The organism is Geomonas diazotrophica, assembly GCF_018919385.1.
Taxonomy (GTDB): Bacteria; Desulfobacterota; Desulfuromonadia; order Geobacterales; family Geobacteraceae; genus Geomonas; species Geomonas diazotrophica.
Window position 1 is genome coordinate 77,036 of record NZ_JAHLMF010000013.1, and the last position, 24,859, is coordinate 101,894.

The 24,859-nt window shown below is 64.5% G+C and carries 24 protein-coding genes; 4 read left to right on the plus strand and 20 right to left on the minus strand.

Translation table 11 applies throughout. The features are described 5' to 3' along the window. The 18 genes from KOM00_RS15010 to flhA form a co-directional block, all read right to left on the minus strand. Complete coding sequence (locus KOM00_RS15010; protein WP_216499748.1) at positions 1-1,053, minus strand: glycosyltransferase family 4 protein; 1,053 nt, start codon at positions 1,051-1,053, stop codon at positions 1-3. Between the two features lie 236 nt (positions 1,054-1,289). Then, positions 1,290-2,063, minus strand: a complete 774-nt coding sequence (locus KOM00_RS15015) for an OmpA/MotB family protein (RefSeq protein ID WP_216499749.1) — start codon at positions 2,061-2,063, stop codon at positions 1,290-1,292. Further along, a complete protein-coding gene (locus tag KOM00_RS15020) occupies positions 2,064-2,828 on the minus strand; it encodes a flagellar motor protein (protein WP_216499750.1) in 765 nt (254 codons plus the stop codon). It abuts the gene before it with no gap. A 39-nt stretch (positions 2,829-2,867) separates the two neighbouring features. Then, a complete protein-coding gene (locus KOM00_RS15025) occupies positions 2,868-3,125 on the minus strand; it encodes a flagellar FlbD family protein (protein WP_216499751.1) in 258 nt (85 codons plus the stop codon). 160 nt (positions 3,126-3,285) lie between these two features. After that, on the minus strand, positions 3,286-4,206 hold the full coding sequence (gene flgL / locus KOM00_RS15030) for a flagellar hook-associated protein FlgL (protein ID WP_216499752.1): 921 nt from the start codon (positions 4,204-4,206) through the stop codon (positions 3,286-3,288). Between the two features lie 10 nt (positions 4,207-4,216). Beyond that, positions 4,217-5,662 (minus strand): flagellar hook-associated protein FlgK, encoded by a 1,446-nt coding sequence (gene flgK / locus KOM00_RS15035; RefSeq protein WP_216499753.1) that lies wholly within the window; start codon positions 5,660-5,662, stop codon positions 4,217-4,219. Between the two features lies 1 nt (position 5,663). Further along, positions 5,664-6,164: a flagellar protein FlgN gene (locus KOM00_RS15040; protein WP_216499754.1), complete on the minus strand. Its 501-nt coding sequence runs from the start codon at positions 6,162-6,164 to the stop codon at positions 5,664-5,666. Between the two features lie 10 nt (positions 6,165-6,174). Next, positions 6,175-6,477 carry a flagellar biosynthesis anti-sigma factor FlgM gene (gene flgM / locus KOM00_RS15045; protein WP_216499755.1) on the minus strand — a complete coding sequence of 101 codons (303 nt, stop codon included), beginning with the start codon at positions 6,475-6,477 and terminating at the stop codon, positions 6,175-6,177. Next, positions 6,467-6,808: a rod-binding protein gene (locus KOM00_RS15050; RefSeq protein WP_216499756.1), complete on the minus strand. Its 342-nt coding sequence runs from the start codon at positions 6,806-6,808 to the stop codon at positions 6,467-6,469. The genes flgM and KOM00_RS15050 overlap by 11 nt, the downstream gene beginning before the upstream one ends. A gap of 13 nt (positions 6,809-6,821) precedes the next feature. Beyond that, positions 6,822-7,913: a flagellar basal body P-ring protein FlgI gene (locus tag KOM00_RS15055; RefSeq protein WP_216499807.1), complete on the minus strand. Its 1,092-nt coding sequence runs from the start codon at positions 7,911-7,913 to the stop codon at positions 6,822-6,824. Between the two features lie 92 nt (positions 7,914-8,005). Beyond that, a complete protein-coding gene (locus tag KOM00_RS15060; RefSeq protein ID WP_407931689.1) occupies positions 8,006-8,674 on the minus strand; it encodes a flagellar basal body L-ring protein FlgH in 669 nt (222 codons plus the stop codon). A gap of 33 nt (positions 8,675-8,707) precedes the next feature. Then, positions 8,708-9,427 carry a flagellar basal body P-ring formation chaperone FlgA gene (gene flgA / locus KOM00_RS15065; protein WP_216499758.1) on the minus strand — a complete coding sequence of 240 codons (720 nt, stop codon included), beginning with the start codon at positions 9,425-9,427 and terminating at the stop codon, positions 8,708-8,710. Between the two features lie 6 nt (positions 9,428-9,433). Beyond that, a complete protein-coding gene (gene flgG / locus KOM00_RS15070; protein WP_216499759.1) occupies positions 9,434-10,222 on the minus strand; it encodes a flagellar basal-body rod protein FlgG in 789 nt (262 codons plus the stop codon). Between the two features lie 46 nt (positions 10,223-10,268). After that, a complete protein-coding gene (gene flgF, locus KOM00_RS15075) occupies positions 10,269-10,985 on the minus strand; it encodes a flagellar basal-body rod protein FlgF (protein WP_216499760.1) in 717 nt (238 codons plus the stop codon). A gap of 8 nt (positions 10,986-10,993) precedes the next feature. After that, entirely contained in the window at positions 10,994-11,746 is a 753-nt protein-coding gene (locus KOM00_RS15080) for a FliA/WhiG family RNA polymerase sigma factor (protein ID WP_199395706.1), read from the minus strand. Continuing rightward, positions 11,730-12,644, minus strand: a complete 915-nt coding sequence (locus KOM00_RS15085; RefSeq protein ID WP_216499761.1) for a MinD/ParA family protein — start codon at positions 12,642-12,644, stop codon at positions 11,730-11,732. Before KOM00_RS15085 ends, KOM00_RS15080 begins: the two co-directional genes overlap by 17 nt. Next, positions 12,644-14,071 carry a flagellar biosynthesis protein FlhF gene (gene flhF / locus KOM00_RS15090; RefSeq protein ID WP_216499762.1) on the minus strand — a complete coding sequence of 476 codons (1,428 nt, stop codon included), beginning with the start codon at positions 14,069-14,071 and terminating at the stop codon, positions 12,644-12,646. Before flhF ends, KOM00_RS15085 begins: the two co-directional genes overlap by 1 nt. Next, positions 14,061-16,142, minus strand: coding sequence for a flagellar biosynthesis protein FlhA (gene flhA, locus KOM00_RS15095; protein ID WP_216499763.1), 2,082 nt, complete (start codon positions 16,140-16,142; stop codon positions 14,061-14,063). The genes flhF and flhA overlap by 11 nt, the downstream gene beginning before the upstream one ends. A gap of 343 nt (positions 16,143-16,485) precedes the next feature. Between flhA and KOM00_RS15100 the strand changes: the two genes are divergently transcribed. Next, complete coding sequence (locus KOM00_RS15100) at positions 16,486-17,718, plus strand: BamA/TamA family outer membrane protein (protein WP_216499764.1); 1,233 nt, start codon at positions 16,486-16,488, stop codon at positions 17,716-17,718. Between the two features lie 171 nt (positions 17,719-17,889). Next, complete coding sequence (locus KOM00_RS15105) at positions 17,890-18,633, plus strand: hypothetical protein (protein ID WP_216499765.1); 744 nt, start codon at positions 17,890-17,892, stop codon at positions 18,631-18,633. 9 nt (positions 18,634-18,642) lie between these two features. Here KOM00_RS15105 and pdxR read toward each other — a convergent pair whose 3' ends face one another. Next, on the minus strand, positions 18,643-20,085 hold the full coding sequence (pdxR, locus tag KOM00_RS15110) for a MocR-like pyridoxine biosynthesis transcription factor PdxR (RefSeq protein ID WP_216499766.1): 1,443 nt from the start codon (positions 20,083-20,085) through the stop codon (positions 18,643-18,645). Between the two features lie 191 nt (positions 20,086-20,276). Here pdxR and KOM00_RS15115 point away from each other — a divergent pair, with 191 nt between their 5' ends. After that, positions 20,277-20,957 carry a hypothetical protein gene (locus KOM00_RS15115; RefSeq protein ID WP_216499767.1) on the plus strand — a complete coding sequence of 227 codons (681 nt, stop codon included), beginning with the start codon at positions 20,277-20,279 and terminating at the stop codon, positions 20,955-20,957. A gap of 121 nt (positions 20,958-21,078) precedes the next feature. On the opposite strand, the gene KOM00_RS15120 is transcribed toward KOM00_RS15115, so the two are convergent. Next, positions 21,079-21,987, minus strand: coding sequence for a TIGR01212 family radical SAM protein (locus KOM00_RS15120; RefSeq protein ID WP_216499768.1), 909 nt, complete (start codon positions 21,985-21,987; stop codon positions 21,079-21,081). 295 nt (positions 21,988-22,282) lie between these two features. Here KOM00_RS15120 and KOM00_RS15125 point away from each other — a divergent pair, with 295 nt between their 5' ends. Continuing rightward, positions 22,283-24,784 carry a helicase C-terminal domain-containing protein gene (locus tag KOM00_RS15125; RefSeq protein ID WP_216499769.1) on the plus strand — a complete coding sequence of 834 codons (2,502 nt, stop codon included), beginning with the start codon at positions 22,283-22,285 and terminating at the stop codon, positions 24,782-24,784. The last annotated feature ends 75 nt before the right edge of the window (positions 24,785-24,859 follow it).

Here is a 24,859-nt window from a genome sequence, read left to right on the forward strand (position 1 = left end):
CTAAGCACCCTGCATCCGGGCCAGCTCAGCCCGGTTGGCAAGTTTGGTGGCCAGGTAGTGGAACTGGCGCGCCGCGCCGTCCCAGGTGAGCCTGCGCATCTCCTCCGCGGCCAGCGCCCCTTTCCCCGGGAGCTCGTCCCGGTTACGGTAGACCCGTTCCAGCATCTCGATGACCTCTTCCAGGACCGGCTCCTCCCACACCCCGGTCTGCACGCCGCCGTTTGCCACCACCATGGGGCGGTAGCTGGTGAGCGGATAGGCGATGGCGGGGTTGATCACGTCCGCGTGGCCGCTGCTGTCCGAGGCGATCACGGTCCTGCCGCAGGCCATGTACTCGCACATCACCATGTTGTTCCCTCCCTCGCAGCGGTTCGGGAAGAGCCCGAGGTGCGTGCCGGCAAAGACCTCTCTGATGGCTTCGTTGTGCACCAGCGGATGCGCCATCGTGCGCGCCGGGTCGAGCCCGTTCTCCAGGGCGCACCGTCCCGGCAAGCTCAGGAAGTCCGTCTCGTCGTGCCGGTAGGTGATGAATGGGGAGTTCTCCATGGTGAGCAGGGAGAAGGGCCATTGGTTGGCCCAGCTGCAGGAGAGGTAGACGTCGCGGTGCCGCTGCATCATCACCTTCATGGCCGCGATGACGAGGTCCTGCCCTTTCCTGAGTTCGAATTTGCCCCCCGAGAAGACCACGAAACGGTCGTCCGGCGGGAGCGGAAGCGGGTAGAAGCGTTCCGGGTCGACCCCCTGGAGGATGGTGCAGCAGTTTTTCACCCCGCCGATCCGCAGCAGGTATTCGCACCACTTGGAGCCCGCCACGATGAAATCCCACCGCCGCGCTGCCGGGCGGGTGAAGTTGAGGATCTCGATGCTGTTTTCGAAGAAGCAGTAGCCGATGTTGATGCTGTCCCAGGCCTCTGGGTTGAGCGGTGCGAGGTTCTGCGACATGCAGTGCAGCGTCACCCCCGGCACCGGGGGGAGCTTGGCGATCTCGCGCTCCAGGTAGGCGCCGGCGATGCCCCAGCCATGCATGGAGCCGCTAGGCATGGATACTCTCATGGGTAAAAACCTCTCAGTCGTGATGGGTCGACCATTACGCGTCAGCAACTACCGTACCAGAGGGAGCAGTCCGCGGCTAAGCAGTTGTAAAGATGTGGGTTTGCCGGAGCGAGGCGGGGGTGGGTCATTTCTTTGACGGCAGCATGTCGGTTCGACGCAGTCTGACGAGTCTGACGAGTCTGACCAGTCTGGCCAGTCGGAGGGTAGGACGGGTCGGACGCACGCGGCCGAGCCGGCTACGGCTCGTTGCGCTCGCTCTGCTCGGAGAGGAGGACGATGTCGACGCGGCGGTTCTTGGCGCGCCCGTCTTCGTCGCTGTTGTCGGCGACGGGACGGTACTCCCCGTAACCTGCCGCCGAGATCCGGGCGGGGTCGAAGTCTTCCTGCTTGGTGAGATACTGCAGCACGTTGGTGGCGCGCGCGGTGGAAAGTTCCCAGTTGGACGGGAAGGCGGCGGAGCTGATCGGGACGTTGTCGGTGTGCCCTTCAACCCGCACGGAGTTGGAATAGCTGGCCAGGGAGGCGACCACGTCCTTCAACAGGGTCAGGGAGCTCTGCTTCAGGGTGGCGCTCCCGCTGTCGAAGAACCCGGCTTCTTTCAGACTCACCACCAGGCCGCGCTGGGTCACCGATACGGAGACCTTGTTCTGCGCCCCCGCCTTCATGAGGTACGCCTCGATGGAGGCCTTGGTGGCCCTGAAGTCCTGCTCGCTGCCGCGGGTCCTGCTGGAGGTGGCCCGCTTCGGGGCCTGGGTCACCTTGTGGATGGAGGGGATCACGCTCATGGAACCGGCGTCGATCACGGTGGGCTTGGCGCCGGCGGAGGTGGTGCTGTAGCCGAAGGACTCGCGCATGGAGGCCAGCACCTCCTCGGCCTTCTTCTTGTCGGTCTGGCTCATGGCGTAGAGCGTCACGAACACGGCGAACAAGAGCGTGATGAAGTCGGCGTAGGATACCAGCCAGCGCTCGTGGTTGGGCTCTTTTTCGTGCTGGGCCTTTTTCTTAGCCATTTACTTCCCCTTCTTCTCTCCACCGTCATGCAGGTAGGCCCTGAGCTTCTGCTCGATGAAGTGGGGGTTCTCGCCGTTTTGGATGGCGATCAGCCCCTCGATCACCATCTCCTTCTGCAAGAGCTCCTCCTTCAGGCGGATCTTCAGCTTGGTGCCGAAGGGGATGCAGAAGATGTTGGCGGTCATCAGGCCGTAGATGGTTGCCACGAATGCGACGGCGATGCCTCCCCCCAGCTTTGAGGGGTCGGAAAGGTTGCTCATGACGTGGATCAGGCCGAGGACGGCGCCGATGATGCCGATGGTGGGGGCGAAACCGCCGGCGGACTCGAAGACCTCGGCGCTGTGCTTGCCGTGAGACTCGAAGGAGCCGAGCTCGATCTCCATGGTCTCACGCAGCTTCTGCGGGTCGATGCCGTCCACCACCAGGGAGATCCCCTTCTTGGTGAAGGAATCCTTGACCGTCTGCGCTTCCTGCTCCAGCGAAATGAGGCCGTTTCTGCGCGCCTTGGCCGCGTAGTTGATGATGTTCTTGATCACCGCCTCGGGGTCTTCCTTGGGGGGCATGAAGACCTTCTTCAGGTCCTTGACCGCGGCCATCAGGATCGGCAGCGGAAAACTGACGATGGTCGCCGCCGCGGTGCCGCCGAGCACGATAATGGCCGCCGTCGGCTGTATCAACGCCGACATGTGCAGCCCTTCCAGGGCCGCGCCGCCGAACACGGCGAAGAGCCCCAGGGTGATTCCGATTATGGTCGATAAATCCATAAATATTCCTGGATCCCGAAAACGCTCCCTTGCGGGCGGTTAGATTCTGCAGTTGGGGTAGTAGCCTTCCGCATCGCCTTTGCGCAGGTAACGCCGGGGCACGCTGAAGGAGGCCTGCCGGAACAGGTGCGCCTTGAAGTTGACGATCCGGCTGATCACCACCCGTGCCGGCTCCAGCACCAGGTAACGGTTACCGTTGGAAAGGGTGATGTGCGTGTCCGGGGTCTCCGTGATGATCTCTATCAGGTCCGGGTTCAGGTACATCTCGGTGCCGTCTCGTGTTGTCACCTTGATCATGTGGTTCCCCCTGCGGATTGCGGCAGATAGTTTGTTTTTCGGATGCTGCACCGAAAGCTTTAGCGCTATCACCGCCCTTCGTCAAAAAAGAAACTGAAAAGGCCGTGCGAGCCTGGCCAGCTCACACGGCCCTTGGTGACGCGGGGGTACGCGGCGGATGCTACTTCATGTAGTCCAAAAGCGAGAGCTGGCTCAGCTTGGAGGTGGCCGACAGCGCCGCGTTGAAGGCGGTGGTCTGCTGGGAAAGCACCACCCCGGCCTTGGCGTAGTCCACGTTCTGGATGTCTCCGAAGACCGTCTTCAGCGTGTTCTGGTTGTTGGCGATCATGCTCTTCATGTTGTCCAGGCGCACCAGGCGCCCGGCAACGTCGCTCTGCGCAACGGTGATCTGGTCCGCGCCGGCCTTCACGTTCTTGACCCCGTCCAGGATCCCCGCGCTGTCCTTGTTGTTGATGGCGAGGATCAGGGCATCGATGGAACCGAGGATGTTGACCGGCCCCTGCCCCGCGGTGGCCCCGCTCCCCACCGCAGCCTGCGGTTTGCCGCCAAGCAGGAGGTCGGCGCCCGATACCGTGGTCCCCACGGTGCTGTTCGGGGCGATCTCGACCTGCGGGATATCGGTGGTGCCGCTGAAGACGCCGAGGGAGCTGAAGGGCTGGCTGGTGGAGAAGCCGCCGAAGACGTACTGGTCGCCCAGCCGGGTGTTCCCCATGTCGACCAGCTGGCTTTTGAGCTGGGTCAGGTTGGTCACCGCACTCGCGGTGCCGGCGGCGTCCAGAGTTCCTGCCACCATGTCCCCGGCGATCTTCTTCACCTGCTGCATCAGGTCCGACATGCTGGAGAGCGAGGTGTTGGTAACGTTCAGGAGCGTCTCGGCCTTGGTGATGTTGGAGCTGTACTGGTCCCCCGAGGCGATCTGCTCCTGCAGGTCCAGGAGCTGCCTGGTGGAAAGGGGATCGTCGCTCGGGCGGTTGATGTTGTAGCCCGAGGCGATCTGTTCCTGGAGCTGGTCGATCGCGGTGCGCCCCTGCTGCAGGTTGTAAATGGCGTTGTCGGCGCTCATGCCGGGGGTGATTCTCATAGCATCTCTCCTATCGGACCATGTTCAGGATGGTGTCCAGCATGTCGGTCCCCGCGTTGACCACCTTGGAGGCGCCCTGGAAGGCGCGCTGGTACTTGGTCAGGTTCAGGAGCTCCTCGTCCAGGGAGACCTCGGAGTTGGAGGACCTGAGCGAGTTCAGCTGCTTCAGGAAGGCCGCGTTCTGGGAGGTGACGTTCTGGGTCCCCTCGGTGTCGACGCCGACCTGGGAGACCACGGAGTTGTAGAAGTTGCCTAAAGTGGCGCTTCCCGTGCTGAACGCGAAGCTGGTGCTGCCGAGGTTGGCGAGCTTCACGGCGTTCACGTTGTTGCCGCTGCTGGTCGGCGCCAGGTCGGTCGCGGTCGGCAGGGCCGCCGCGATCTTCACCGCCGAGATCCCTGAGTCGAGCGCGATGCTCCCCGCGGTGACGCCGGCCGGGTCGAAGAAGTTGTTGTTGGTAGTGCCGTCGAGGGCGTATCCCGCCTTGTGCACCGTGTTCACCTGGGTGACCACCTGGTTAGCCATCTCGTCCAGGAGGGAGCGGTACTTCGGGACGATGCTGTCGCGCACCTCCATGGTGCCGCCGAGCTTGCCGCCGACGGTGGCGCCGTCCCCGACGGTCCCCACCAGGGTGTCGGTGCCGGGTGCGTTGGCCGGGGGCGGGTTGCCAAGCCCGGAGACCATGATGTCGTTGGTCGCCGGCGAGCCGGTCGCGTTGGTGTAGAGCGTCGCGTACCTGGTGCTGGAGACGAGCTGCGCCCCGCCGGCCAGGGTCACCGAGGCGGTGTTGTCGCTGGCGATGCTGTAGCTGATGCCGGTCTGCTCCGAGAGCTTTCTGAGCAGGAGATCCCGCTGGTCCAGCAGTTCATTGGGGTTCCCCCCGACCGCACTGGTGGCCATGATCTGCTGGTTCACCAGCGCGAGGTTGCGTGCGTTGTCGGTCACCTCGGCGGTGATGCCGACCAGGTTGGCGTCCGCGGTCGAGGCCACCGAGGCGAGCGCGGAATCGGCCTGGTGGAAGCTGTCGACGGCGATCTGGGCCCGGGTCAACACGGCCTGGCGCTCGGCGGCGCCGGAGGGGTTGACCGAGAGGTCCTGGAAGGCGCCAAACAGATTGGCGACCGCGGTCCCGAGGCCGTCCGAGGTGAGCGAGTTGAAGCTCGGCTCGATCTGCTCCAGCGCCGACTGCTGCGCCAGCCCTTCCTGGTAGGTGCTGTTGGCGTTCACGAGCTGCAGCTGCAGCATGTTGTCGTAGCTGCGCTGCACCGCCGCGATCTCCACCCCCGTCCCCAGGGCGAAGCCGTTGGAGGTGCCGACCGGCTTGTTCTCCATGATCACCCGCTGGCGGGAATACCCCTCGGTGTTCACGTTGGAGATGTTCTCGCCGGTGACCTCCATGGCCAGGCGCTGCGCCGTGATGCCGGAAGAGGCTATGTCGAAGAGGGTGTTGATGCCCATGCTAGATCTCCTTGCTGACGAAGCCGCTGGTGCCGCGCCCGGCGTTCACGAAGGCCCCCGCCCCCCCGTAGGTCTGGCTGGGGTTGAAAAGACGGTTGAAGAAGTTTACCGAGCGTCCCACCACGTTCAGGGAGTCCTCGACCAGCCTCCTGTGCAGCGCGAGCGCACCCTGCAGGGCGCGGGCGTTGCCGGTGACCGACTCCTGCGCCTCCTTGAGCGCCTGCTTTTCCGGTGCGGAGAGCCGCTCGATGATGGGCGACAGCGTACTGTTGCCCGGCATGCCGAGGTCGGCGCCGAGGGCGGCGATCATCTGCTGGCACTGCCCGGAGAGCCTGGCCAGGCGCTCCATCCCCGCGGTGATCTCCTGCTGGTTCTCCTCCAGCTTCGCCATATCCAGGGATACCATGCACTCCTGCTCTTCCTGCAAAAGCGCCTGCATCTGGTCCAGGAGCACCCCCTTCTCGCACAGGGCAGCTATCAGTTCGACTACGTTACGATCCATCTATTCCCCCTTAACGCGACTTGTACGCGTCCATCATCTTTTGGGCCAGGGTCGACGCCTCCACACGGTAGGCGCCGTTTTGCAGGTTCTGCTTGGCCAGCGCCACCCGGTCCAGCCTCACGTCGGGCATGGCCGCCACCTCGGATTTGAGTTTCTGCAACTCCCTTGCCTGGGACGAGATCTCCACCCGGTCGAACGGGATCACCCGGCCGGCCGGCCGGCTCCCCTGGACCGCCTGCGTCTGCTGCGCCTCGTTACGGACCTGCTGCGATCGGTTCAGGTCGACGACGTAAGCCGAACCTTCAATCCGCATCCCGCACCCCCTTAGCCGGAACCGGCGTGCCGTAGGCGCGCGACAGCTCCCTCTCTATGGTCTGTGCCAGTCCTATGCCGCCCCCCTGCACCGCGGCATTGGCGTATTCCTGGTCCAGCAGGGAACGGAAGGTCTCTTCGCCTTTCCCCCCGCCGGTCAGGGTGTCCTTTCCCACCGTGTCCCGCATAGACTTCAGCATCATGCTGACGAACATCGTTTCGAACTCGCGCGCCACCTTCTTGATCTGCTCCGGGTTCTGCTCCTGGCGCCTCTTCTGCACCTTCAGGTCGGTGACCGGCAGCGCGTTGTCCGGTATCGGCTTCACGTCCATGGCCGCTCCTTGACTACATCACGCTCAGCTCGGCGTTGAGCGCGCCGGCGGCCTTGATGGCCTGCATGATGCCGAGGAGGTCCCTGGGGGTGACCCCGAGGGTGTTGAGCCCCCGCACCACCTCGCCTAGGTTCGCCCCTTCCCGCACCAGCGAGAGGTTCACCTTCTCCTCGGAGACCTTCAAATCGGTCCTCGGGACCACGGTGGTGGTGCCGGTCTTGGCAAAGGGGGCGGGCTGGGAGACCTTCGGGGTCTCCTTGACCACCACGGTCAGGTTGCCGTGGGATACGGCCACCGTCGAGATGCGCACGTTCTCGCCCATGACGATGGTGCCGGTGCGCTCGTTCATGACCACCTTGGCCATCACGTCCGGGTTAACCTCGAGCCGCTCCAGGTCGGCCACGAACTCCACCACCCGGTTCTGGTACTCGCCCGGGATGCTGATCTGCACGCTCCCCGGATCGGTCAGCGAAGCCGCCCCCTGGAAGCGGCCGTTGATGGCGGCGGCGACCCTGGCGGCGGTGGTAAAGTCGGACTGGTGCAGGTTCAGCTTCAGCACCGGGCGGTTGGCCAGCACGTTGGGGAGCTCCCGCTCCACCAGCGCCCCCTCGGGGACGGTGCCGGCGGTGGGATGGTTCTTCACCGCGGTGGTGGCCTGCCCGCCGTAGGAGAAGGAGTTGGTGAGGACCGCCCCCTGGGCCACCGCGTAGACCTGACCGTCGGCCCCTTTCAGGGGCGCCATCATGAGCGTGCCGCCGGCGAGGCTCTTGGCGTCCCCCATCGAGGAGACCAGCACGTCGAGCTTGTTCCCCTGCTTGGCGAAGGGGGGAAGTTCGGCGGTCACCATGACGGCGGCCACGTTCTTCACCGTGATGTCGGCGCGGTTCACCGTGAGCCCCAGCCGCTCCAGGGCGCCCACCAGGGACTGCACCGGGAACTTGGTCTGGTCGGAGTCGCCGCTGCCGTTCAGGCCGACCACGAGGCCGTAGCCGATCAACTGGTTCTCGCGCACGCCGTCGAACGCGGCGATGTCCTTGATGCGCGCCCCCAGCGCAAACTGGGGCAGCAGCAAAAGAATGAGCAGTGCCAGCGAGCTTTTTGAAATAACGTTAATTTTCAAGCGTTTCACCTAACCCTTTTCGGCCGCCGCGTCGGGATTTTGACGGTAAACCGTCAATTCCCGAACACGCCGTCCGCCTAGAACGGCCAGACCTTGTCCAGCACGTTCATCAGCCACCCCGGTTTCTGGCGGTCCGAGATGATCCCCTTGCCGGAATACGAGATCCTGGCGTCGGCGATGAGCGCCGAGTTGACGGTGTTGTCGGTGCTGACGTCGCGCCCGCGCACCGTGCCGGTCAGCACGATGATCTGGTCCTCGTTGTTCACCCTGACGTTGCGCCTCCCCTCGATGAGCATGTTGCCGTTGGGGATCACGTCCACCACCTTGGCGGAGATGGTCGCCTGCAGGGTCTCCTGCCGGGAGGTGGAGCCTGCGCCGTCGAACTTGGAGCCGTAGCTCGCGCTCAGGAGGCTGGCGAGGTCGGCCCAGCTCTTGATGGGCGTCTTCTCCAGGCCGAGCAGGTTCGGTATGCCGGCACTGATCGAGGAGTCGCGCGATGTCCCGGTGGCGGCCTTCTTGCTGGCGCTTGCGTTCTCGGAGATCACCACGGTGATGATGTCACCGCGCCTTCTCGCTTTCATGTCTTCGGCGAGCCCCGTGGAGGAGGCCTGCCACAGCGACCCCGAGGCGTAGTTCATCTGCGGCGCCGGGATCTGCTCGTCGAAGGCGGGAGTCGCCACTTCGGCGCTCTGGTGCGCGCAGGCCGAAAGCCAGAACAGCGGCAGGCACAGGGCCGCCGCCTTCACTATGGTCGAGCTGTTGCCTTTCTTGCGGTCCATCTAAAAATCCACCTTTACCGTGGTCGCGTCGACCACCCGCGCCGCGATCTCCTTCTGCGAGGAGAGGTTCTGCACCGTGATCAGGTCGCCCGAAGCGCCGGCCCCCTTGGCCCGCCCCGTCGCGGTGATGCGCACCACGTCGTTCTCGGCCACGATGGTCACCACCTGACCGCTCTTGACGATGGGCACCTTCTCCAGGTTGTCCTTTCTTACCGGGGCGTTGGCCCTGAGCGTGCTTTTCACCCTCAGCCCCACCGCCTCGTCGATGTTGTTGAAGTAACGCCCCTGCACCTGGGCCAGGTCCCGCTTCACGATGGCGAGGTCGGAGGCGGAGAGCACCTCGCCCCGCTCCAGGGTGCGTGCGGCGACCACCATCTCGGCCAGCGCCTCTACCTCGACCAGCACGGTCTGGTTTTTCTTCACCTGGTCGTCGACCCGCACCATGAGGGCCACCGAGGCGGGGCCGTACCCTTCCCAGCGCTCCGGGGCCACCACGTCGAAGGTCACCTTTCCGGCGGGGAGCTTCAGGTCCCCCTGGTAGTTGATCTTCTTGACCGTGATGTCGGCGTTCAAGGGAGCCGCCTTCTGCACCAGGTAGTCCTTGATGGCCGCCTTGACGGTCGCCTCGCTCACCACGTTGACCGCGGCGGGGCCCGCCGCCTGGGCGAACCCTGACAGCGGCAGGGCAAGGAGCGCGAGAGCCAGCAAAAACGCTCGCATCAGGGGTTACCTCTTGAGTGCAGCGGCCTGCTGCAGCATTTCGTCCGAGGCCTGGATCGCCTTGGAGTTGATCTCGTAGGCGCGCTGGGAGACGATCATGCTCACCATCTCTTCCATGACGCTCACGTTGCTCTGCTCGATGTATCCCTGCTCCAGGGTCCCCAGCCCGTTCTGCCCCGCGGTGCCGGTGGTGGCGTTACCCGAGGAGTCGGTCGGGAGGAAGAGGTTCTTGCCGATGGCGTTCAGGCCAGCGGGGTTGGTGAAGGAGGCGAGCTGGATGGTCCCCACCGTGGTGGAGGCCGTCTGTCCCGCCTGCTGGACCGACACGGTGCCGTCGCTTCCGATGTTGATGCTGGTGGCGTTGCTGGGGATGACGATTTCCGGGACGATAGGCTGTCCGTCCGAGGTGACCACCCTCCCCTGGCCGTCCTTCTTGAGCGACCCGGCGCGGGTGTAGGCAGTGGTGCCGTCGGACTGCTGCACTTGGAGGAACCCGTCGCCTTCGATGGCCATGTCCAGTTCGTTGCCCGTGTGCACCATGGTGCCGGTGGTGAAGATCTTGCTCACCGAGCCTGGGCGGACGCCGAGGCCGACCTGGATGCCGGTCGGGATGGTGGTGGTGTTGGTGGCCGGGGCGCCGGTGGTCTTCTCGGTCTGGTACATGAGGTCCTGGAAGTCGGCGCGGCTTTTCTTGAAGCCGGTGGTGCTGGAGTTGGCCAGGTTGTTGGCCACCACGTCTATGTTGAGCTGCTGAGCCTGCATCCCTGATGCGGCGGTCCAAAGTGCTCTGATCATTGCAATCTCCTTAACGGCTTGACGGCCGTTGTACGTTCTACGGGGTTTAGACCTTCCCGAGGTCGTTGGCGGCGCGGGCGGTCAGGTCGTCGTAGGTCTTCACCGCCTTGGCGCAGATCTCGAAGTAGCGGCTAGCCTCGATCAGGCGCGACATCTCCACCACCGCCTTCACGTTGGAGGTCTCCAGGTACCCCTGCTTGATCCCGGCCGCGGAGGGGGTGGTCGCGGCGTTGGGGTCGGCCGGCTGGAACAGGCCGTTGCCCAGCTTGTTGAGGGCGTACGGCTTGGCGAAGTCCGCCGTGCTGATGGTCCCCACGGCGTTACCGTTCACGCTCACCTGCCCGTTGGAGCCGATCTCCACCTTGCCGTTGCCGGGGACGGTGATGGGCCCGCCCCCCCCCTGCACCTCGTAGCCGTCCGCGGTGACCAGCCTGCCGTTGGAGCCCAGGTGGAAGTTACCCTGCCGGGTGTAGGCGGTCCCCTGGGGGGTGTTCACCACGAAAAAGCCGTCACCTTCCAGCGCCACGTCGAGCGAGTTGTCGGTGCGCTGCAGGCTTCCCGCGGAGTAGTCGGTGGAGTAGCGGTCGTTGCTGAACACCGGCCCCTGCGTCGAGTTTTTGACATTGGCCAGCACGCTCTCGAACTGGATCTGGTCCGCCTTGAAGCCGGTGGTGCTGGCGTTGGCCAGGTTGTTGGAGATCACGTCCAGCCTGCGCTGAGCCGAAAGGTTGCCCGTCAAGGCCGCGTACATACCTGCGTTCATGCTCCCCCCTAGGCCACGCGCTTCATCTTGCCGCGCAGCCTGACGATGGCCTGGCTGTGCAGCTGCGAGATGCGCGACTCGGTGAGATCAAGCACGGCGCCGATCTCCTTGAGGTTCAGTTCCTCGTAGTAGTAGAGCGTGATCACGATGCGCTCCTTCTCGGGGAGGGAATCGATCGCCTCGGCGAGGCGCTCCACGGTCTGGCGCGCGATCAGCTGGCTCTGCGGGCTCTCGGTACCCTTGTCCTCCAGGACGTCGAGAAGGCCGAAGGGAGCGCCGTCCTCGTCGTGCCAGGCGTCGTCCAGGGAAACGAAGGAGAGGAGGTGGATCTCCTCCAGGAGCCGGAAGTAGTCCTTGAGCTCGAGCCCCATGGCGGTGGCCACCTCGTCGCTGGAGGGGTTGCGCCCCAGGCGCTGCTCGAGCTGGGAGAACTCCTTCTCCAGCTTCTTGAACTTGTCCCTGAGGCTCCGGGTGAGCCAGTCCTGGGCCCTGAGCTCATCCATGATGGTGCCCCGGATGCGCTGCTCCGCGAAGGTCTTGAACTGTACCCCGCGGCTGGGATCGAAGCGCTCCGCGGCGGAGATCAGGCCGATCACCGCGGCGCTTCTCAGGTCGTCCCGGTCGAGGTGCGGGGGGAGTGACGAGGCGATCCGGTCGACAATGAACTTAACCAGCGGGAGGTGGGTGACCACCAGCTCGTCCCGGCTCATCGGGACCCCGCGTTGCGCCTCATGCTCATACGCCTTAAGAAGACAGTTCATGGTTCCTCCACATCGTGCTAGATGCCACCGGAGCCACCGGCATGGCCCCTGCGCCGGCCGGCCGCTCCGCATTGATTTTTAGTGCCAAATTTTTGAACCCCGTCGACGCCTTGGCATCCGGGAAGAGGCGGTATAAAGCCCCGCGGCGCCTCACGGACTCCACCAGGAGCTCGTCATGCAGGATCGATCCTGCATGGTCAAACTGTACCTGCAAAAAGCGGCCCGTAATTGCGGCCAATTTGGAAAAGAGTGTCTCCCCCTCCTGGTTGTCGCGGCACATGTTGATCAGGAGCCTGAAACGGAAGGAGCTGTCGCGGCCGGAAAGCATCTTGATCAGCGCGTAGGCGTCGGTGATCGAGGTGGGCTCGGGGGTGACCACCAGCATGATCTCCCGGGCGAGGGAGGCGAAGCCGGTCAGGTTGGCCGCGATCCCGGAGCCGGTGTCGATCAGGAAGTAGTCGAAATCGTTCTGCAGCCTGAGCATCGCCTGCAAGAGCGCGCCGCGCTCCCAGGGGGAGAGGGCGCTGTACTGCTGCATATCCATCCCCGCGGGAAGGACGCTGACGCCGCCTCCCAGCTCCACCACCGTGTCCTTCAGGGGGACCTCCCCGGAGAGCACCTGCCCCATGCGGAACGGGGCGTCCTTGCCCAGGCGCAGGCAGATGTCGCCGACGCCGGGGTTGGAGTCGACGATCAGGACCCGCTCACCGCGGGCGGCCAGGGAGGCGGCCAGATTCACCACGACGGAGGTCTTGCCGACCCCCCCCTTGCCGCTGGTGACCGAGATCACCCTGAGCCCTTCGCGCAGCTGGAGCTGCTCCGGTACTTCGGTCTTGGCGCGACCCGCCAGTCTCCTGAGCGATTCGGCCTGGTCTGTTGCTAGGCAAGACATTGTCATCAGTTGGACTCCTGCACCACCATGGCGGCGAGCTTTCTGGAGGTCGCCACCTCGATGTCCTCGGGCACCTTCTGCCCGGTGCTGAAATAAGAAAGAGGGATCTTGTGCTTCAAACAGGTGTCGACGATGCAGCCGAAGGTCCTGCTTTCGTCGAGCTTGGTGAAGAGGAGCTTGGTCACCGGCAGGGTGCCGAAAGTCGCGATGATCTCGTCGATCTCGCGGCTCCTCGTGGTGGCCGACAGGCAGAGGTAAACGTCGATCCCGGTCTGGGTCTCGAGGTACCCCTTGAGCTCGTCGAGCCGGTCGGCGTCCTTGGGGCTCCGCCCGGCGGTGTCGATGAGGATCAGGTCCTTGTCGGAATGGCGGGCCAGCGCCCCGGAGAGTTCCTGCGAGTTGCCGGCCACCTCCAGCGGCAGGTCCATGATCTTCGCGTAGGTCTTCAGCTGCTCGACCGCGCCCACCCTGAAGTTGTCCATGGTGACCATGGCCACGGAAACGCGGCGGTTCAGTGCGTACATGGCGGCGATCTTGGCGATGGTGGTGGTCTTGCCGACGCCGGTCGGCCCCACCACGGCCACGATGCGCGGCCCGTTCTTCTTGATGCGCAGCGAACCCGAGCATTTCACCATGCCGGCCAGGTTCTCCGCCATCAGCGAGCGGAGCTCGTCCAGGGATACCCCCCCCTCGGCTGCGGCACGGACCGACTCGGTCAGGGCCTGCACCGCCATCGGGCCGACCTCCTCGCCCCTGAGCTCATCGGCGAGCTTTTCCAGCAGGCGCTCCTCGTCGCTCCCCCTGTCGGCGCCCTTCACCAGCTTGAGCGCGGAGGCGGGGTGGGGTTGCTCCAGCTGCTCCACCGGGAACGGGACGGCCATCGGTTCGGGCTGCGCCGCGACCTTGACCGCGGTCTGCTCGAGCGCCTGCCCGGCCAGTTGGAAGGTCACCGGCTTGGGCCCCTTGTCCTTGTTGCCGGAAACCGCGTTGTAGAGGAGCTGCTTGATCTCCTCGAGCTCCTCCTTGCCGAAGGTCCTCGGGCCCGCCGGGCTTTCCGGCTGGGGCTCCTGGGAGGGCTGCGCCTGCGGCACCGCCTGCTGCGCCTCCTTCTTCGAGAGCGCCTCGATGCGCTGCTTCAGCTCGCGCACCTCGCGCGCCAGGGGACCCAGCATGGAGTTCTGGAACTCCTCGCGGGTGGAGAGCTCGCGCTCCTGAACCGGCGGCGCTTCCTCCCGGTAGGGGTTGGGGCGCTGCTGCACCGGTCTCGGCTCCAGGGCCGCGGTCACCTCGTAATAAGGCTTCGAGAAGAAGCCGAGGATCCCCTTCTTGCGCTCCTTCTTGGAGGAGAGGATCATGGCGTCCAGACCCATCTCGGCCTTCACCATCCTGAGAGCTTCCGACATCTCGCCTGCTTGGAATGTTTTAACTAGCATTGTTCACCACCACGCCTAAGGATTGGATTTTTATGTTGGGCGGGATCTCGTTGTGCGAGATGACCGCCAGGTTGGGCATGAACCGTTCGGTGAGTTTCTTCACGTGACGGCGGATGGAGGGGGAAGCCATCAGGACCGGAAGCGCGCCGATGGCGTCGAACTGCTCGGCGTTCCTGCGGATGGCGGCCAGGACGCGCTGCGCCACGTGCGGATCTATGGCCAGGTAGCTTCCCTGCTCCGAGAGCTGGACCGAGTCGACGATGGTCTCCTCGATGTCGTGGTCCAGGGTGAGCACGCAGAGGGTGTCGTCCTCGCGCTTGTACTGCTCCACGATGTAGCGCCCCAGGCTCTGCCGTACGAACTCGGTCAGCATCTCCGGGTCCTTGGTCACCCCGCCGTAATCGGCCAGCGTCTCCAGGATGGAGCGGAGGTCCCGGATGGAAACGTTTTCCTTCAAAAGGTTCTTCACCACGCGCAGCACGGTGCCCAGTGAGAGCAGCGACGGGACCAGCTCCTCGACCACCTTGGGGAGGGTGGCCGCGATGCTGTCCAGGAGCTGCTGCAGCTCCTGGCGCCCCACCAGCTCGTGGGCGTGCTTCTTGATGGTCTCGCTGATGTGGGTGGCGAGGATGGTGGTGTTGTCCACCACGGTGTAGCCGGAAACCTGCGCCTTCTCCCGTTCCTTACCCTTGATCCAGACCGCGGGGAGCCCGAAGACCGGCTCGGTGGTCTTGATCCCCTCCAGCGCACCGACCGCGCCGCCGGAGTCCATGGCCAGGTACTGCCCGGAGAGCTCGCCGCCGCCGACCTTGGCGCCGTTGATGAGGATGTTGTACTCGTAGGGTTTCAACTGAAGGTTGTCGTGGATGTGGATCGGGGGAACGATGAAACCCATGCGGTCCGCAACCTGTTTCCTGATGGAGCGGATCCGGTCCAGGAGTTCCCCCTGCTGGCTCGCGTCCACCATGGGGACCAGGCCGTACCCCACCTCCAGCTCCAGCATGTCCAGCGGACGGATGCTGCTGATCTGGTCGCTCTCCTCGGCGCTCCCGGCCGAGGTCTCCACCACGTCCTCCACCTCGGCCTTATTCTCCACCGCCATCCTGCTGATCAGGTAGGAGACGCCCGAGAGGAGGAAGAAGGCGAAGTGGGGCAGCCCCGGGATCATGGCGAACAGGAACAGGACCCCCGACGCGACCTGGAAGGCCTTCGGGTAGTTCAAAAGCTGGCCGGCGATCTCGTGGCCGAAGTTGTTTTCGTCGGCGGAGCGGGTCACGATGATGCCCGCCGCGGTGGATATGATCAGGGCCGGGATCTGGGCCACCAGCCCCTCACCGATGGTGAGCAGGGTGTAGTTCTGCAGCGCCTGGTCCAGCGGCATCCCTTTCTGCCAGACGCCGATCACGAAGCCGCCGACGATGTTCACCAGGACGATCATGATGCCGGCGACGGCGTCCCCGCGCACGAACTTGCTGGCACCGTCCATGGAGCCGTAGAAGTCCGCCTCGCGGGCAATCTTCTTGCGCCGGGCCTTGGCCTCCTTGTCGGTCAGGATGCCGTTTGAGAGGTCGGCGTCGATGGCCATCTGCTTGCCCGGCATGGCGTCAAGGGTGAAGCGGGCGGCCACCTCGGCCACGCGCCCGGCGCCCTTGGTGATGACCACGAAGTTGATGATGACGAGGATCAGGAAGATGACCGCACCCACGACGTAGTTGCCGCCGACCACGAACTGGCCGAAGGCCTTGATGACGCCGCCGGCCGCCTCGACCCCCTCGCTGCCGTGCATCAGGATGAGGCGGGTGGAGGCGATGTTGAGGGCGAGCCGGAACAGCGTGGTGACCAGGAGGATCGAGGGAAAGACCGAGAAATCGAGCGGCTGCACCGTGTACAGGCAGACCAGGAGGATCACGAGCGCTACGGTGATGTTGGTGGCCAGGAAGACGTCGAGCATGAACGCCGGCAGGGGGACCACCATCAGGGCAAGCACCCCGATCAGGGCCACCGCCATGTAGATGTCCGAATTGCTTTTTGGTCCCGGGAGCGCCAGGGCGTCCGTCGTGGGGTTGGCCATGCGTCAGTTTCCTTTGCCTGATCTGGGGTTCACTCTGCAGAGGGACCTTGTGCAACCGGTGTGCCATTTCCCCCAGGACGCCCAAGCGGCGCCGTGGCGGGCAAAAAGTGGAATGAATACAACGGGGAGCGGGGGTCTGGGTGGACCGGGAAGGGAGGAGACGGCGGGAGCGGCAACGTCATTTTTGAAGCGCTGCGCCAGTCATTTTTTTGACCGGGCGGGGGCGACCGTGGTTAGAACGTTCTTTTTTTCTTGTCAAAAGGACGGGGAGCCGCTATGTTTTCCCCGCCCGAAGGAGGCCTCCCCGCAGCCCTCCCAGGAGCCACCCCTGAAACGGAGCACAATGCGCGCGTTATTGCTGTTATCGCTGATCCTTCTGTCGCTTCTGGCCGGATGCACCAGCTACCTACCGTCCACGGTGCTCCCTGCGCCCTCTCCGGCGCAGCCGTACGTGAAGCTGGTCACCATCCCGCTTCCCGTGATCGCCTCCAGCCCCAACGAGGGGGTAACCTGGGGCGCCCTGACCGCGTTCCTTTTGCACAACGACAAGGACGAGGTTTCCGCTATGTTCGCCCCGCAGGTGAACCGAAACGAGAATTTCGGCACCACGGGGACCCTCTACGGCGCCATGTACCCCTCCCCCCTGCGCAGCATCGAGTTCAACCTCTCCAAATCCAGCAAGGTGAACTCCGACTACGAGGTGAGGGTCCGGGACCAGAGCCTCATGGAGCGCAAGCTTGAGTTGAACGCCTTCGTCTACAACTTCACCGACGGCTCGGCCCGCTTCTTCGGCTTCGGGGCGGGCAGCAGCGCCGAGGACGAGACCAACTTCGCCGACCGGGAGTTCGGCTACACGGTGTCGGCGGGTTACCCGCTGTCCGCCAACACCGTCCTGTACCTGGGGGACCGCCTGAGAAGGGTGGAGATCGACGAGGGGGCCGTCAAACAGCTCCCCAACCTGCAGCAGCACTTCAGCGCGGCCGAGGTACCCGGTATCGACGGCTTCAGCACGCACGCCCAATCCGTTTCGCTGGTCTACAGCACCCTCGACGCCTCCACCATGTCCGGTTCCGGCATCCGCGCCCGGGCCTCGATCGAGGGAAGCCTGGCCGGCCTGGGGAGCAGCGCGCGCTTCGTGCGCTACGAGGCCGAGGTTAAGGGCTTCTTCCCCGTCCCGGACAGCCGTTTCATCAGCGCCGGCAGGGTCGCCGTCGGACAGGCACGCGGGAGTTCCATCCCCTTCCTGGAGCAGAGCATCCTGGGCGGCGAGAACACCCTCAGGGGGTACGGCAGGAACCGCTTCATAGACAACAGCTACGTGGTCTGCAACCTGGAGGAGCGGATCAGGCTGTTCCGTTGGGAGGTTTTCGACGTGCGCGCGGACTGGGAACTGGCGCCTTTCGTGGACATCGGCGGGGTGGCGGACACGATGGGAGACCTGCGGGCCGGCGAAATCGAGGTGAATCCGGGCATCGGCTTCCGCGCCGTGGTGCGCCCCAACATCCTCGGGCGCATCGACGTGGGTTTCAGCAAAGACGGCCCCGCGGTCTTCGTGGGGCTCGGGTACCCGTTCTAAGAGCCCCTTTCCCCCCTCTCCCCCCGGGCCTGCCCACCGAAGCGGCAGCACCACAAGAGTTAAGCATAAACAATCTCCCCGGCGCCCCTCGCACCTCCCCTCGGCTGCATCACGTGCAATCGGTGATACATTAAAGAGGCGGGCTACTTCAGCTCATTGGAGGAGTGGATCATGACGCGCGCTATCCGTCGGCTCGGCATCACGTCCCTGTTCGCCTCGTCTTTGCTGGTTTCCTGCCTGCTCCTCTCTTGCGCTTACCCGGGCGCGACCTCTCCAACCGGCATCACGGTGCGGCAACCGCCACAAGCGACACCGCTGCGCCCCATAAACGTACGCAAGGTTTTCCTCAACTACTCCGGGGTCAGGGTGGTAGAACTCAGCTTATTTCCCAGCGCGGGGTTCGGTTCGGAAGACAAGTCCAATTTCGACGCCTCCCTAAAGAGCACGCTGAAGGGAGCCACGAAATGGCATGAACAGAGGGGGGACGAGATCCGGGTCTACGTAGTCATCAACAGGTACATCATCGGTTGGTACGGCGAATACAGCGCCGCTCACGCGGCCTTCGCCTGGTGCGCCGCCGATCCGGGGGGCAAGGTCCTGTTCCAGGAACAGTTCTACGCGACGACCAGGTGCACTTCCCTGTGCAACCTGGGAGCGATGAAAGACTGGATCAACCATGCCGCGATCCGACGCATCGCCGGCAAGGCACTGAACCTCGCTTCGGGCGTGGATGAAAGCGGCATCACGGCCGTTCCCGGCACCTACGACACCGTCGATGCGGCGATCGGGTCCATTGCCTACGGTGTTCGCTATTGGACGCCGAAGGAGATTTTCACCGCGCCGTTGCTGAAAGTGAGCGAACCGACGGATTGGGCCGGCATCGTCGTCCCGGGGAACCCGGCGCCAGCGCCCTAGTGAACGGATTCACCCGAACCACGCCTGCCGCAACAGCCTGATCCCTTCGGCGATCTCTTCCGCGGAGAGGCCGCCGAAGCCGATCATGATCAGGTTTTCCGGGGCGCACTCCGGGTTCTGCCAGAACTGGCGGGTCGGCGACACCTTCACCTGGTACGCCGCCGCCCGCTCCACCATCGCTTCCTGGGTCTCTCCCGTGAAGTGCTCCAAAAGGACGTGCAGACCCGCGTTCTGTCCGTAGATCCGCACCCGGTCACCCATCTCCCTTTGTACCGACTGCACCAGGACCTCGTGCTTCTTCTTGTTGACCAGGCAGACCTTGCGCAGGTGCCGGTCCCAGTGCCCCCCCGACAGCAGGCTCGCCGCGACGTACTGCTGCAGCCTGGGGACGGTGCACTTGTAGCGCTCGAAGACGGTGTGGTACCTGGCCAGCAACCATTGCGGCAGCACCATGTAGCCCATGCGCAGCCCCGGGGCGAACGCCTTGGAGAAGGTCCCCAGGTAGATCACGCGCTCCTGGCAATCGATCGACTGCAGGGCCGGGATGGGCCGGGTGCGGTAGCGGAACTCGCTGTCGTAGTCGTCCTCGATGATGACCCCTCCGCTTTGCTCCGCCCACTGCAGCAACCTCATGCGGTGCTGGATCGGCATCACCACCCCGGTGGGAAGCTGATGCGACGGGGTCACGTAGGCCAGCCGCGCCCCGCTTTTCTTCAGTTCCGCCGGGTCGATACCGGATTCGCCGACCGGCACCGGAAGCACCCGGTAGCCGTGGTTTGCGAAGATGACCCTGGTGAAGTCGTAACCCGGCTCCTCCATCCCGAGGATCCGCTCCTCCAGCGGGAACAGCAGACAGATCATCATCGCCAGGTCCTGGAGTCCCGCGCCGACCACGATCTGCTCCGGCGAACATTTGACACCCCGGGACTGGCGCAGGTATTTCGCCAGTTCCCGCCGCAACTGGAGTTCTCCCTGCTTGTCCCCGTAATAGGCGATGGAGTCGACCTTCAGCGAGGTCAGCACCTCGTTGTTCAGCCGCCGCCACAGGGCGTGGGGGAAGGAGTGCGGATCGAAATCGCCGTAGGAGAAGTTGTACTTCACCGGCCTGGCCTGCGCCGGGGCCGGCTCATCCGGCTCCCCCCACGTGCCGCTCCCCGAGAGGAGCTGCGGCTCCTCGTCGTCCCCCGTTATGCAGGGAAAATGCAGCAGGTCTTCCTGGAGATCCTGCACCACGTACCCCGAACCATGCCTCCCCTCCACGTACCCCTCGATGCAGAGCTGGTCGTAGGCGGCCTCCACCGTGTTGCGCGCGATGGAGAGATTTTTCGCCAGGTCCCTGGTCGATGTCAGCCGGCTCCCCTTCTCGTATTCCCCGGTGACGATGTTCTGCTTCAGCTGCTCATAAAGCTGCTGATACAAAGGCTTTTTTGATTCCGGGTTCAGGTAGATCATGGCGATCCCTCCCTCATCGCGCTCGGCGGGGACAAAAGCTGTAAACGAAGTGTATCCATAAAAATTATGAAATGTGGCCCTTCACAGGGATACTGTTTGCGCCCTATCCTTACACCAGATTTACAGCGTTGTAAATATCGCAGGGGCCGTACCCCCGGCTGGACCGGGGAGGCCCCACCCAGGAGGGCATTATGAAACGTGCAAAAGCAAATCTCCTCACAATCATGACCATCATCGCCACCGCGCTTCTGGCCGCGTCTCCGCTGACCGCCGCGGCGGGAGAACGGGCCGGCACGGCAGGCAAACCTGCTCCCCATAAAACCGCTGCAACAGAACAGGCAGAAAGGATGGAACTGAAGATAGGCTGGGTGACCGTCGCCAACGACGGCTCCCTGCACGTCGACTTCACCGTGAAGGACGGCAACGGCAAGGGGGTCACGGGACTGACCCGGGACGACATCGCGGCTGTATCCTTCGGGCGGTTGGGTTACGAGGACGAGGTGGGCCTGAGAACTGTGGTGGGCCAACCCAGCAAAATCTGGCTGAGCTACCTGGAGAAGCGCCGCGACGGGCAGGGCATCGAGCGCAACCGCGGCGTGGTCGCACTTGGGGACAAGGACCGCCTGATTGAGGAAGGGGACGGCAGCTACAGCCTCGAGGTCAAAAGGGCAGCGCGGCTGCTTACGAAGTTCAGTTATCAACCTGCGGCCGAAACCGGAGTGCTGCTGAGGATCAAGAGAGACGGCGGCGCAGAAGGGCGCGACTCCTATTTCTGGCGTCCGGCGCTGGCGAAGAGAATTGAAGTTCCGAAGATGCTGGCCCGCTCAGAAGGCGATCGCCCCTTGAGCGCCAAGCCCCGGGCCTGGAACTAGCCCGCAGGAACCGCCCCCTCCCTCGACGTGCCTGCGCGCCGCAGCGCTTCTGCCCGCGAAGGCGGGGGGGGGACCCGCAGGCTATGCGAAAACCCGCTCCGTTACCTGGCGCCCCCCTGGATCACGAAAGAGCCGCGCCCTGCCTGGTCTTTCTCCGCTCCAGCTCGTGGTCGATGCAATTCAGCACCTCGAACTTGGCGAGCGACCAGAGCGGCGCGATCAAGTCCTTCCTGTTGCCGTCTCCGGTAAGTCGCTGCACCACGATCCCCGGATCGAGCCGCTCCAGGAAATCGCAGACGAGCCCCACGTAGCTGTCGCGGTCCAACAGCGGCACCTCCCCGGCCTGGTACAGCTCAGCCAGGCGGGTGCCGCGCATCACGTGCAGGAGATGGATCTTGATCCCGTCCACGCCGGCCCGGTTCAAGAACTCGGCGCCGGAGAGCATCTCCTCGCGGCTTTCCCCCGGTAGACCCAGGATGATGTGGGCGCAGACCCTGATGCCGCGCTTTTGACACTCGCTGACTGCGGTGCTGAACGAGGCGAGGTCGTGCCCGCGATCGATGGCGGAGAGGGTGCGATCCAGCGGCGACTGCAGGCCGAGCTCCAGCCAGAAGTAGCAGCGCCGGGCGTACTCGGCGAGGAGATCGAGCGTTTCCGTCGGCAGGCAGTCCGGGCGGGTACCGACGATGAGCCCCACCACGTCCGGCACGCTGAGCGCCTCGTCGTAGAGTTGGCGCAGCCTTGCCGCGGGGGCGTAGGTGTTGGAGTAGGACTGGAAGTAGGCGATGAAGCGGGCGGCCTTGTACTTCCTGACCATGACCTCCTTGGCGTGCTCCAGCTGTTCGGCCACGCCTGCCCCCTGCAGGATGCCGTAGGAGCCCGACCCCTTGCCGCCGCAAAAGATGCACCCCTGCGTCCCGACACTGCCGTCGCGGTTCGGGCAGGTGAACCCCGCGTCCACCGAGAGCCGCTGCACCTTGCAGCCGAACACCCGCTTGAGCTCTTCAGAAAATGCGTTGTAGCGCTGCATGAAATCTCCTCGGCCTCTCTTCTAACATAGATGAAGGTTACGGAGCAATCACGGCGCCTCTCTCACCGACCGTAGGGGCGAATAATTATTCGCCCGATTCTCCCCCTTGGCCCGAACCACCCGAGCCTCCCTCACCCCCGCCCCTCTCCCGCTTGCGCGCAAGCGCTTCGGTGGGCAAGCCCGGATGGCTGAAGGGAGTCCAGCCCCTGGTCCCCACCCCCTGGTCCCCCCCCCCTGCGTCCCCCCTGCTTTTCAGTTGCCTCCCCCAGCCAAACCCTGTATCTTCGACCGGGTCATGCAAAAGTACTTTTCAGCTCTCGCCATCGAGCATTTACGCAGCGCCATCGCAGAAGCAAACGGCAACGAGGTTTTCTTCCTGGGCCGCACCGACGAGGCACGCGTCGTCGTGGCAGTGGAGCCGCTGGCCCGTGGCAACAAGGACGCCGTCCCCGCCATCATGATCGCCTGTTCCTTCGGGGACGTGGTGATCCACAACCACCCTTCCGGCAACCTCACCCCCTCGCAACCGGACATAGAGATCGCGTCGCTCCTGGGGAACCAGGGGGTCGGCTTCTACATCGTCAACAACGACGCCTCCCGCGCCAACCAGGTGGTCGCCCCATTCGCCCGGAAGGTGGTGGAGCGCCTCTCCTACCCGGAGGTCGAGCACTTCTACGCCCCCGACGGGGTGCTGGCCCAGGCCCTGCCCGGCTACGAGCACCGCCCCGAGCAGACCAGGATGGCGCTCAACCTCTCCGAAGCCTTCAACGAGGAGAAGGTGGCCATCGTCGAGGCGGGGACCGGGACCGGGAAGTCGCTGGCCTACCTGCTCCCTGCCGCCCTCTGGTCGGTGCGCAACAAGGAACGGGTGGTGGTTTCCACCAACACCATCAACCTCCAGGAGCAGCTGATCCAAAAGGACATCCCCTTCCTGCAGCAGCACGCCGGGGTGCAGTTCCGTGCGGTGCTGGTCAAGGGACGCGGTAACTACCTCTGTCTGAGGAAGCTGCGGGTGAACGCCGCCGACGCCTCGCTGTTCAAGGACGACACGGCGCAGGAACTGGACGCCATCGTCGCGTGGAGCAAGAAGACCGAGGACGGCTGCCGCGGCGACCTGGCCTTCATCCCCAAGGACGAGGTCTGGGAGGAGCTTTGCTGCGAGTCGGACCAGTGCGGCCGGGTGAAATGCCCGGAATACCCGCGCTGCTTCTTCTACAAGGCCAGACGCGAGGCCGCCGGCGCCGATCTCCTCGTGGTCAACCACGCCCTGCTGTTGGCCGACCTCTCCGTGCGCCAGGAAACCGGCTACGACGCCACGGCGATCTTGCCCCCCTTCACCCGGCTCGTTTTCGACGAAGGTCACCACCTCGAGGACGTTGCCACCAGCTTCCTCTCCAGCCAGGTTTCACGCCTGGGGCTGGTCAAGCTTTTAGGCAAGCTGCAGCACCCCAGGAAGGCACACCGCGGCGTGCTGCCGCAGCTCTCCACCCAGCTTTCCGCCGCCGTCCCCGAATCGCAGGACGACCTCTACCTGGAGATCGCCGAGGTCCTGGAGGGGCGCCTGATCCCGAGAAGGGTCGCGGTGCTGGACGCGGTTACGCGCGGCATGGACCAGATCGGCGAGGCGCTGTTCAGAAAGCTGAAGAAGGACGGGGTGGAGCAGAAGCTGCGGGTGACGCCGGCGATTTACAGTACGCCGCTCTGGCAGGAGGTGACCCCGCACATTGAGCACATGGCCAAGGAACTCTCGGACTACGCCCTCGCCATGCAGGCCTTTTTGAAGGGGTGCGAGAAGCTTTCCGACAAGGTGCTGGAAAAGCTGGCGGGGCCGCTCACCGATCTTCGCGGTGTGAAGGGGAGGATCGAGTGCGCCGTCGATGCCCTGCGTTTCTTCATGGCGCGCGAGGACGAATTCTGCCGCTGGTTCGAGCTGAGAAAGGGGCCGTTGGTGAAACTCTGCAGCTCGCCGCTGGAGGTGGCCGAGTCGATCAAGAAGGCGATCCTGGACCGTTTCAAGACCGTCGTGCTCACCTCCGCGACCCTTGCCATCGGCGAGAAGTTCGACTTTTTAAAGCACCGTACCGGGATCGAACTGCTCGCTAAGGACCGGGTGAGCGAACTGCTGCTCCCCTCCCCCTTCGACTACGCTCACCAGGCGCTGGTCGCGGTTCCCTCCGACATGCCCGAGCCGACATCCCCGATGTTCGAGGCCCGGCTCTGCAGCCACCTCTTGGACGCGCTCCGGATCTCGCAGGGGCGCGCCTTCGTCCTCTTCACCTCGTACGATCTCCTGATCCGGGTCTTCAACCGCCTCGCAGAGCCGCTGAAGGCCGCCGGGCTCACCCCGATGCGCCAGGGGGAGACCAACCGGCACATGCTCCTTTCCAAGTTCCGAAACTCGGTCAGCCCGGTGCTCTTCGGTACCGATTCCTTTTGGGAGGGGGTGGACGTGCAGGGGCGGGGGCTGGAGCTGGTGGTGATCACCCGGCTACCGTTCAGAGTCCCCACCGAACCGATCCTGGAGGCGAGGAGCGAGCACATCACCGCCAAGGGGGGCGATCCCTTCATGAGCTACACGGTGCCGCAGGCGGTGATCAAGTTCAAGCAGGGGTTCGGGAGGCTGATCCGGAGCAAGGAAGACCGCGGCGCCGTGCTGATCCTGGACTCGCGGGTGCTGACCAAGAACTACGGCAAGATCTTCCTGACCGCGCTGCACGGGGTCACGGTACAGAAGTCGCCGGAAGAAGAGATCTGTCGGAGACTGCAGGAGTTCTTCGCCGTAACGCCCCCGACCTGACTTAAGTAGGCTCAGGCGCACCTCCTTCGGCTCCTCGTGACGGGCAGGCAGCGCAAAAAAAGGGGGCCGGCTTCC